General features: G+C 60.5%; 11 protein-coding genes and 1 tRNA gene. 9 read left to right on the top strand and 3 right to left on the bottom strand.

Annotated elements, in window-relative coordinates; all coding sequences use genetic code 11:
- From H586_RS20800 to H586_RS0108185, 7 genes are all read left to right on the top strand, one after another.
- The coding region (locus H586_RS20800) for a gp53-like domain-containing protein (RefSeq protein ID WP_027181803.1) at positions 1–930 on the top strand (930 nt) is incomplete at its 5' end.
- Between the two features lie 12 nt (positions 931–942).
- On the top strand, positions 943–1,521 hold the full coding sequence (locus H586_RS20030; protein WP_051363938.1) for a hypothetical protein: 579 nt from the start codon (positions 943–945) through the stop codon (positions 1,519–1,521).
- The gene (locus H586_RS0108205; RefSeq protein WP_027181802.1) at positions 1,522–1,755 is read left to right on the top strand and encodes a TraR/DksA family transcriptional regulator; all 234 of its coding nucleotides are present in this window, start codon (positions 1,522–1,524) and stop codon (positions 1,753–1,755) included. It abuts the gene before it with no gap.
- Entirely contained in the window at positions 1,742–2,317 is a 576-nt protein-coding gene (locus H586_RS0108200; RefSeq protein WP_155891366.1) for a hypothetical protein, read from the top strand. The genes H586_RS0108205 and H586_RS0108200 overlap by 14 nt, the downstream gene beginning before the upstream one ends.
- A gap of 9 nt (positions 2,318–2,326) precedes the next feature.
- A complete protein-coding gene (locus H586_RS0108195; RefSeq protein WP_027181800.1) occupies positions 2,327–2,524 on the top strand; it encodes a hypothetical protein in 198 nt (65 codons plus the stop codon).
- Positions 2,517–3,548: a hypothetical protein gene (locus H586_RS0108190; RefSeq protein ID WP_027181799.1), complete on the top strand. Its 1,032-nt coding sequence runs from the start codon at positions 2,517–2,519 to the stop codon at positions 3,546–3,548. Before H586_RS0108195 ends, H586_RS0108190 begins: the two co-directional genes overlap by 8 nt.
- A 2-nt stretch (positions 3,549–3,550) precedes the next feature.
- The gene (locus H586_RS0108185; protein WP_034618827.1) at positions 3,551–3,820 is read left to right on the top strand and encodes a phage fiber-tail adaptor protein; all 270 of its coding nucleotides are present in this window, start codon (positions 3,551–3,553) and stop codon (positions 3,818–3,820) included.
- 157 nt (positions 3,821–3,977) lie between these two features.
- Here the strand turns inward: H586_RS0108185 and H586_RS0108180 are convergent.
- Both H586_RS0108180 and H586_RS0108175 read right to left on the bottom strand, forming a co-directional pair.
- Positions 3,978–4,053: transfer RNA gene (locus H586_RS0108180), tRNA-Val, on the bottom strand.
- Positions 4,054–4,375: 322 nt separating this feature from the next.
- The gene (locus H586_RS0108175) at positions 4,376–5,806 is read right to left on the bottom strand and encodes a sigma-54 interaction domain-containing protein (RefSeq protein WP_011366752.1); all 1,431 of its coding nucleotides are present in this window, start codon (positions 5,804–5,806) and stop codon (positions 4,376–4,378) included.
- 299 nt (positions 5,807–6,105) lie between these two features.
- On the opposite strand from H586_RS0108175, the gene H586_RS0108170 reads away from it, so the two are divergent.
- Together H586_RS0108170 and H586_RS20890 are read left to right on the top strand one after the other, a co-directional pair.
- The gene (locus tag H586_RS0108170; RefSeq protein WP_234702944.1) at positions 6,106–7,083 is read left to right on the top strand and encodes a 4Fe-4S dicluster domain-containing protein; all 978 of its coding nucleotides are present in this window, start codon (positions 6,106–6,108) and stop codon (positions 7,081–7,083) included.
- Complete coding sequence (locus H586_RS20890; RefSeq protein ID WP_027181796.1) at positions 7,076–7,543, top strand: hypothetical protein; 468 nt, start codon at positions 7,076–7,078, stop codon at positions 7,541–7,543. Before H586_RS0108170 ends, H586_RS20890 begins: the two co-directional genes overlap by 8 nt.
- 77 nt (positions 7,544–7,620) lie before the next feature.
- On the opposite strand, the gene H586_RS18675 is transcribed toward H586_RS20890, so the two are convergent.
- Positions 7,621–8,457, bottom strand: coding sequence for a sugar phosphate isomerase/epimerase family protein (locus H586_RS18675; protein ID WP_034618825.1), 837 nt, complete (start codon positions 8,455–8,457; stop codon positions 7,621–7,623).
- Between the last annotated feature and the right edge of the window lie 75 nt (positions 8,458–8,532).

Here is an 8,532-nt window from a genome sequence, read left to right as displayed (position 1 = left end):
GGTATGCCTGTGGGCGCATTGCTTTTTTCCACCACCGGCACACCGCTGCCCGGCACAGTGGCGGTCAATGTTAAACAAAAATTTACACTGGGCACCTACCCCCAGCTGGAAGCATGGGTGCGCAGCTGCGGGGGCTATCTGGCCACAGAGGCGGAATGGGACGCAGAGGCCGCCGCACAGGAAGGCTCCTGCGGCAAGTACTGCCTGACGGATACGCATATCATTCTGCCTTGCTACAGACACTACTTCTCGGCCGCGCAGAATGGTGCGGCGGGTAAAGCGGCAGGCGACTGGGCCGGTGATGCCATACGGAACCTTACTGGTGAACTCAAGTCATCCACTTCGCCTAACAGCCTTTTCCCAAGCCTCAGAGACACCGCTTCTGCAACCGGCGTCTTTCAGGTCAATGCAGAAGACCTTGGCGGGCGTATTGACCAATCCGTGAACACATACATTGCTGCGGAGCGCGTCATTTTCGACGCTTCCCGCGTAGTCCCCACAGCCGAAGAAAACCGCCCGAAAACCAGTTATCTGCTGCCCTGCATCAAAGCCTTTGATGTGGCTGTAAATACCGCACAGGTGGACATGCAGGCTCTTGCCGCACAGGTCAGCGCCATTAACGGCAACAAGGTTGACCGCAGCGAATGGACACAGAGTCTGGGCGAAAGCGGCTGGCAACGGCTGCCCAGCGGGCTGATTCTGCAGTGGGGCACCGGTTCTGTATCAACTGGAGTCGCCACAGAGGTAACGCTGCCGATCGCCTACCCGAACGCGCATCTTTCGTGCGTTGCTGTTATCGGCATTGACTACGGTTCTGTCGGCAACGACGCCATCGCTGTATACAACAGGATGGCAGGCAAGTTCACCCTGAAGGGAGAACACTCCGGTTCAACTGTAATGCCATATTCATACATTTCCATCGGCTACTAAGGAGGCCGCACAATGAAATACAGCCCGTCAACAAACGGTTTTTACACCCCCGAACTGCACGGCACCAATATCCCCGCCGATGCGGTTGAAATTACGGATGCGGAGCATAAAGCACTGCTGGCCGCACAGGCGCGGGGGCAGATAATCCGGCCCGGTGAAAACGGCTGTCCCGTGGCTGTTACGCCCGCCGCACCGCCTGCGCCTACCCGCGCAGAACTGTACACGGCTAAACAGGCGGAAATCCGCGACGGGGCCGAATCCATGCTGACCGCGCTGGCCGCGGAATACGCTCCGCTGGAACGCCAGACATGGGACCAGCAGGCGGCAGAGGCCGAAGCCCTGCAGGCGGATGCGGACGCACCGGCCCCGCTGGTTCGGGCCATTGCCGCCACGCGGGGCATGCCCGTGGGTGAGCTTGCCGCCCGTATCCTTGCCAACCGCACCGCATGGGTTGCCGTATCCGGCCATGTGGTAGGCCAGCGCCTTGCCTATCAGGATGCGCTGGAAGCAACACAGGGGCTGGACGATGCGCAGGCGGCAGATACCATACAGGGCATCAACCCCGTCTACACGTTGCCGGAGGATGCGTAGATGACAGATATTCTTGATATGGCAGCCGAGGTGGAACGTTTGCAGCGCGAGGCTGCCATAGCCCGTGCCCGCTCCGGGACATTACGTTCCGCCGGCGGACCGCAGATCATTGACGGCATAGCCTGCTGCCGGGAATGCGGTGAACCTATTCCGGCGGCACGACTGGCCGCCGTGGCCGGTGTTTCTTTGTGTGTGGACTGCGCCGGCCGGCAGGAGCGACATGATGTTTACTGATACAGCGGCACATACCATGCTTGATGCGCTGGACATAGCGTATGCAGCTCTGCATGCGGCCTATCCGGGAGCCGACGGGGCAGATGCGGAGCTTTCCGGCGGAAACTATGCCCGCAGGCCCGTGGCACTGCAGGCAGCTTCCGCCCGCGCCCGCACTCTTTCAGCCCCCGTCACGTTTGAAGTTCCCTCCGGCGCCACAGTGGCCTGGTTGTCGTGGCGCAAGGCGGACGGAAGCTGCGTTGCGGTCACACCGCTGGGGGGCGAAGCGCCCAGAGCGGCCATCACCGACCCCGCAACAGATATCGTCACCTGTGAAAACCACGGCTTCGCAGACGGATATACCGTGGTGTTCAGCGGAGAACCGCCTGCGGGGCTGCAGACAGGCGTTATCTATCATGTGCGCGATGTAGCGGGCGACACCTTCAGAGTGGCGGCAGCCGCTGGCGGCGCCGCCGTGGATATCACCGCAGACGGGGTGGCCCGTGTGACCCGCATCGTGCCGGAGATATACAACAACGCCGGTACCTACCAGCTTACCGGCGCGGTGCTGGCGCTGGAATAGGCTGCGGCGATGAAACAATACCGTTGCCCGATCATAGGTGCAGAAACAACGGACCAGCGGCCTGCGGCGGCCGACTGTGTGGCCTGGTGGTGGGTGGTACGCCTGCTGCCCGACGGTACCGCGCTGGTAGCCTGTCCGCAGGTCAGCCCGCAGCAGCACGCCGCGCTGCTGGCCGCCGGCTGTACAGAGGTCCCGACCGATGGCTGATTTTTACACACCCTTCACAGGGGCGGCGGGCACCACGCTGGAAAGTCTGGGCTGGCATACGGTCATTGCCTACGGCGACTACAAGTACCGGCTGACAGGTGATGGCTATGCCTATGGCATGACCGTGGGCATGAGTCACTCCGACCGGCAGTACACCGATACCGAGCAGATCGTCACGGTTACGCGGCGCGACGATCTGACGGATAACACTCTGGTGTTGATGGCACGGCAGGACGCTCCGGACAACAAATACGCGTGTGTCCGCATTTACATAAAGGCCGGCGAGATCAAGCTGGTGCAGGATTATACGACATACGGGACGTTTACCCGCGACCTCGCCGTTGGAGATTCAGAGACTCTGGCTGTCCGGGCAGAGGGTGAGCAGTTCACAGTGTACCGCAATGGAGAACCGGTCATCGGTCCGGTTACTCTGACAAAATACAGACAGGGCCATGCCTGTATGGGGACATGGTCAACGGCATGGGACAAACAGCAAAGCGGGATTCTGTTCGGCAGCTATTCCTTTGCCGACCTTTCGACCGGCGCAGGAGCCTCCGGCACCGCGGCCGGTATCGCCCGTCTTGTGTGTCTGGCATCCGGCCGACGCGGCGCCCACGGCCTTACCGGCGGCGCGCGTGTGCCATACCAGCAGACAACAGCCTGTAAAAACGGCACAGCGGCATCGCATGTCGCCGCCTGCGGAACAGATCCGGCCAGCGGCAATAAAATGGCGCTGTCAGGCTGTACCGGCCATATCCGCCACGCAGCCACAGTACAGACAACAGGCACAAAACAGACCGCCGCCCTTGCCGTTAACAGCGGCGCAGTCCGCATCACTGCCCGGGCGCACAAAAAGCTGGCAGGAACATCCTCGGCCCTGTGTCTTGCCCGCCTGCTGGCGTATGCCGGCCATGCCAAGATGCCCGTGCCGCCCCGGCAGCGCATTTACACCGCCCGCCCGCTGCACAGGCTGCATACAGCATCCACCATTCAAAGGCAGATCATCCTGCCGGCAACGAGGTGATTATGTACCCGTCCTGGCCGCCCAAGCTGGCAACTGAAAAACTGGATTACGCAGTGGATATGTCCGCAAGACTGGCCCCCGGAGAAAACATCTCCGAAGTCATATGGTCAGCGCCGGCTGCCCTGAAAGTCGAGCAGCAAACAATCTCCGGCCCGCTGCTCACCGCGCTGATCTCCGGCGGCTCCCCGGGGCACCATCATCCGGTGACAATTACCGCCCGGACAACCGCCGGCAGAATCCTCGCAGAAAGAATCCTGCTGCCTGTCAGATAGCCCGACAAACCTATGCCGAATCCATCCCCACGAAGTGCCAAATCCCGCGCCGCCTTACAAAAAGGGATAAGAGACGAGAAACTAAGACTAGGTAGATATAGGGTAGATAAAAGGAAAAGGGCTCATCGCTTTGTATGCAATAAACCCTTGTTTTTGATGGTGGGCGGTACAGGGCTCGAACCTGTGACCCTCGGCTTGTAAGGCCGATGCTCTCCCAGCTGAGCTAACCGCCCGTCGGTGGTTTATCTATAGAAACGAGGTACCGGTGTCAACTGAATTTTTTTAAAAAGTAAACAAGGTAAAGAATACTGCCCGCAAGCCGATACAGTCATCATGGACGTCGCTTCCGGTGCCCGTTGGCACACGTAAATTTCCACCAGCAAGCAACAGCGTCAGGGCACCCGACCATCTGGCGGTCGCCGGAGACGAGCCGGCTTGGGGAGAAGACGCCTCTACACGCTCCGGCGGGGTTGCACGCGGCACCGGCCTGCAACGGTCAGCCGAGGTGCCGCACAGTGTGGTCGCCAGGGCATAGCCGGAGGCGGCGTCCAGTTTTCATCCTTCAGTGGTTCCGTCACGTATTTCCTTACGCAGGTTCATGCCGTATTTCAGCATTCTGTTACGCACCGTGCCTCTGTGCACGCCCAGCAGGCGCGCCGCTGCAGCCATATTGCCACCGGTCCGGCGCAGTGCCCGCAGCAGCTCATCGTGTTCCTGATTCCGCTGTTCCGCTTGCTGTGCAGCCAGATCCTCCCCGGCAAAGGAAGCTACATGCAGAGTCTGAGGACAACACTCCGCACGGGTTCCCGTGATGTGTGCCGGCAGATGTTCCACCCCCAGCCGCCCGCGGTCAGCCAGCACAAAGGCATACTCAACGGCGCTGCGCAGTTCGCGCACATTGCCCGGCCAGTCGTAGGCTGTCAGGCGGTGCATGGCATCAGGAGTAAACCCTTCGATATCCTTGCCTGTTCTCTGCCGGATACCCGCAACAAAATGCGCTGCCAGCAGCGGAATATCTTCCGCGCGCTGACGCAGCGCAGGCAGTACCACGGGAATGACGTTGATGCGGAACAGCAGGTCTTCGCGGAACTGTCCTGTCCGGACAAGGCTGCCGAGATCTCTATGAGTGGCACAGATGATCCGTACATCAACCGCCCGCGACCTGTTTTCCCCCACCCGCTCGATATGCTTTGTCTCAAGCACGCGCAGCAGCTTGACCTGCGTGGCAAGGGGCAGATCACCCACTTCATCCAGAAAAAGGTCTCCCCCGTGCGCTGCCTCAAAACGGCCTTGTCTGTCGCGTACTGCCCCGCTGAACGAACCTCTGGCGTGCCCGAACAGTTCACTTTCCAGCAAAGATTCATTCAGGGCTGAGCAGTTAAGCGGCACATACGGGCCGTTTGCCCGGTGTCCCAGATCGTGCACAGCCCGTGCGGCAAGCTCTTTGCCGCAGCCGGACGGCCCCAGTATGAGCACCGGCGCATCGCTGTCCGCAGCGCGTTCCACGATGCGGTAAACACGCTGCATGGCCGGAGAAACACCCACCATACCGGCAAATCCGTCAGCCCTGTCCAGCATGCGTGCCAGCGCCTCGATGCGCCTGTCACGCTCCACAACTTCGCTCATGTCGGTAAACGTTTCCACCGCTCCTGCAACACGGCCGTCCTTGCGCACCACGCGGGCATTTTTTGAAACCGGCACCCGCACACCGTCTTTGCGCACAATATCACACCGGCGGCTGCTCTCGGTCCCGCGTTCAAACAACCGGCACCAGCCGGAAGCACCGCGCCGCGCTTCATCGCACGCACCGCAGCCCAGCACAGTGCACGGCTGCCCCGTCAGCTCCGCAGCGGAATATCCCGTCAGGCGCTCCAGCGCGGGATTGACCATTTCTATCTTGCCCTGCGGAGAAACAAGCATCAGCCCCTCACTAATGGTGGCAACCACTTCGGCCACCAGATCGCTGCATGATGATGTTCCGGTCATTGCTTCTCCCGTTTCAACACACGTCTAACCATATGATTAGACATTATCACAACGCACGGCAACCCGCATGCCCACAATGCGTTCAATATTTCGATTATAAAAATAAAAACAACATATTAGATTGCCGGCACGGTTTGTGCTGCTGTGCCGGCATATCATGCGGCCTGCCGTTGTGCCCGGGCCGTTCACCCGAACCCCTTATTACCATGAAGCAACACGACATTACATTATCCCGCGCTCCTTCCGCACGCGGCGCGGTAAACCGCAGAGCATTTCTGACCGGTGTGTGTGCCGCCGGCATGGCTGCCTGCGCATCCGCACTGCCTTCCTCTGCGGATGCGGCGCAGACAGACTCCGCCCCCGCTGCCGGTACAGCACAGCCCATGGCAACGTTGTTCGATCTGTCCCGCTGCGAAGGCTGCGGCGCCTGCGTCGACGCATGCACGGAACGCAACGCCCGCAAATACCCGCAGCCACGGCATCCTTTTCCTGCCATGTTTCCCGCCCGTGTCCGGGCGGAGGACTGGTCGGACAAAAAAGAGGTGACGGACAGACTGACACCCTACAACTGGCTCACAATACAGCATGTATCTGTAACATATAAAGAAAAGACGTACGAACTGCACATTCCGCGCCGCTGCATGCACTGCGACAACCCGCTGTGCGCCAATCTGTGCCCGTGGGGGGCCGCCTACAAAGAAAACTCGGGGACGGTCCGCATTGATGACGATATCTGTCTGGGCGGGGCCAAATGCCGTCAGGTCTGCCCGTGGGACATTCCCCAGCGCCAGACCGGCGTGGGGCTGTACCTTGACCTGCTGCCGCGATTTGCCGGAAACGGTGTCATGTACAAATGCGACCGCTGCCACGACAGCGTAAAACAGGGAGCGCTGCCCGCCTGTGTGGAAGCCTGTCCGCTGGGAGTGCAGGAGTACGGCCCGCGTGACGCAATTATCAGCAAAGCGCGCAAGCTGGCGCAGGCAACTGACGGCTATCTGTACGGACTGGATGAAGCGGGCGGCACCAGCACCATCTATGTTTCTCCCGTTCCCTTTGATCTGCTGAACACTTCGCTGACCCGAAGTGCCGGACACCCTGATTTTCCGCCGGTGCAACCCGTACTGCAACCCCAGAAGCACCTTGCGGGAGCCCTGATGGTTGCTCCGCTGGCGGGCATGGCCGCAGGAGCGTTAAAAATACTCGGGACACTGCGGAAAGAGCGTGACTCCGGTCATGCTCCGGCAGCCGCGCACAATAAGGAACAGGACCATGAATAACCCCGCACCGCAGCACCGGTTCATACGTGTTGTCTGGCCGGCCGCAGTCACGCTGCTGGCTGTGACAGGCATAGCTCAGATGCCTGTTTTTAAACGGTACTATATCGCCGATATTCCCGGACTGGCATGGACTGCCGACCCCATGACCACGCATCTGCTGCACTATCTGGGCGCCGTGGTTCTGCTGGCCGCCGGAGGCTGGATGACGGCCGTCTTTTTGCTGCAGCAACGCCGCCGCTGGCAGCTGACAACAGCTGGCGTATGGCGTCTGGGCCTGCTGCTTGGGCTGGCTGCCACAGGCTATCTGCGCGTGGTTAAAAATCTGCCGGAGTTTTACTGGCCGCCGGTGACAACCATGATTATCGACTGGTCGCATCTGGGGCTGGCGGCCCTGCTGGGACTGGCGTCTCTGGCATTCAGAATGACCGGCCGCGGGGCATGGCTTGCCCCGCGCCGCTGAACCGCTCCGGTGTGCGCATCTGCCGGACGGATTCAATCAGGCAGGGCCATGCGCGCGGCAGCATGGCCCTGCCCCGTTCAGCAACGGGGTAAAGCCACACGTCGCAAAGCCTGCACAGCAGACGTTTCCGACTGCAAAAAACGCATGCTTGTATCAAAATCCTTTTCGCTATGGGGCTCCAGCGTCACCGTTGCACGCACCCCCCGCTGTTCCAGCCCCGCAAAAATCCGGCTCCACGGTATCCGGCCGCTGCCCAGTCCCAGATGCTGGTCATCTGAACCGTCATTGTCGTGCAGGTGCATATGCCGTATGCGCGTGCCGAAAACATCCAGCCATTTTTCCAGCCCCGCGGGATCACGGCTGCCCCTGCCGAAGCTGAACCAGTGCCCCGCATCAAGGCATATCCCCGTACCGCCGTCTTCTCCGCCCTTAGCGGTCAGTTCATCTATCAGGGCGGCCAGCGGTTCCGGACTGATATCATGCGTATTTTCCAGCCGCAGAGGAGCCATGGCAGCATGTTCGCGCACGGTGCGCCATGTTTCTGCACTACGGCGCAGCCATTCATCGTGACGGGGCGGATGCTGCCCCCTGTCATACGCAGGATGGCCCACCAGCAAACGGGGCCCGTACAGCCGCGCCAGCCCGGCGGCCCTGTAAAGTGTGGCCCGGCTGGCTTCCAGCACCGCATTGTTCAGACTGCCCGGGTGCAGGTCAAAAAAAGGCAGATGAACAGAACACGCCAGCCCCTTTTCACGCAGCAGGGCAGCGGTTTTTATGTGCCAGCTTTCCGGCAGGTCCTGCACAGCCACGGTATCCATGCCAAGCTCCGGACAAATTCCGCGGCCGACAATCATTTCAAGATACGATTGGTCTGCCGCGGCATAGCTCAGCGGCAGGTTAACAAAAAAATGCATCGTCATTCTCCTTGCCTTTCTGATTACACATGAGCGCGCGGCACCGCAAAGCCTACTTTCAGGGCATGAAAAACC

The organism is Oleidesulfovibrio alaskensis DSM 16109, assembly GCF_000482745.1.
GTDB lineage: Bacteria > Desulfobacterota > Desulfovibrionia > Desulfovibrionales > Desulfovibrionaceae > Oleidesulfovibrio > Oleidesulfovibrio alaskensis.
This window is presented reverse-complemented; position numbering and strand designations above follow the sequence as displayed.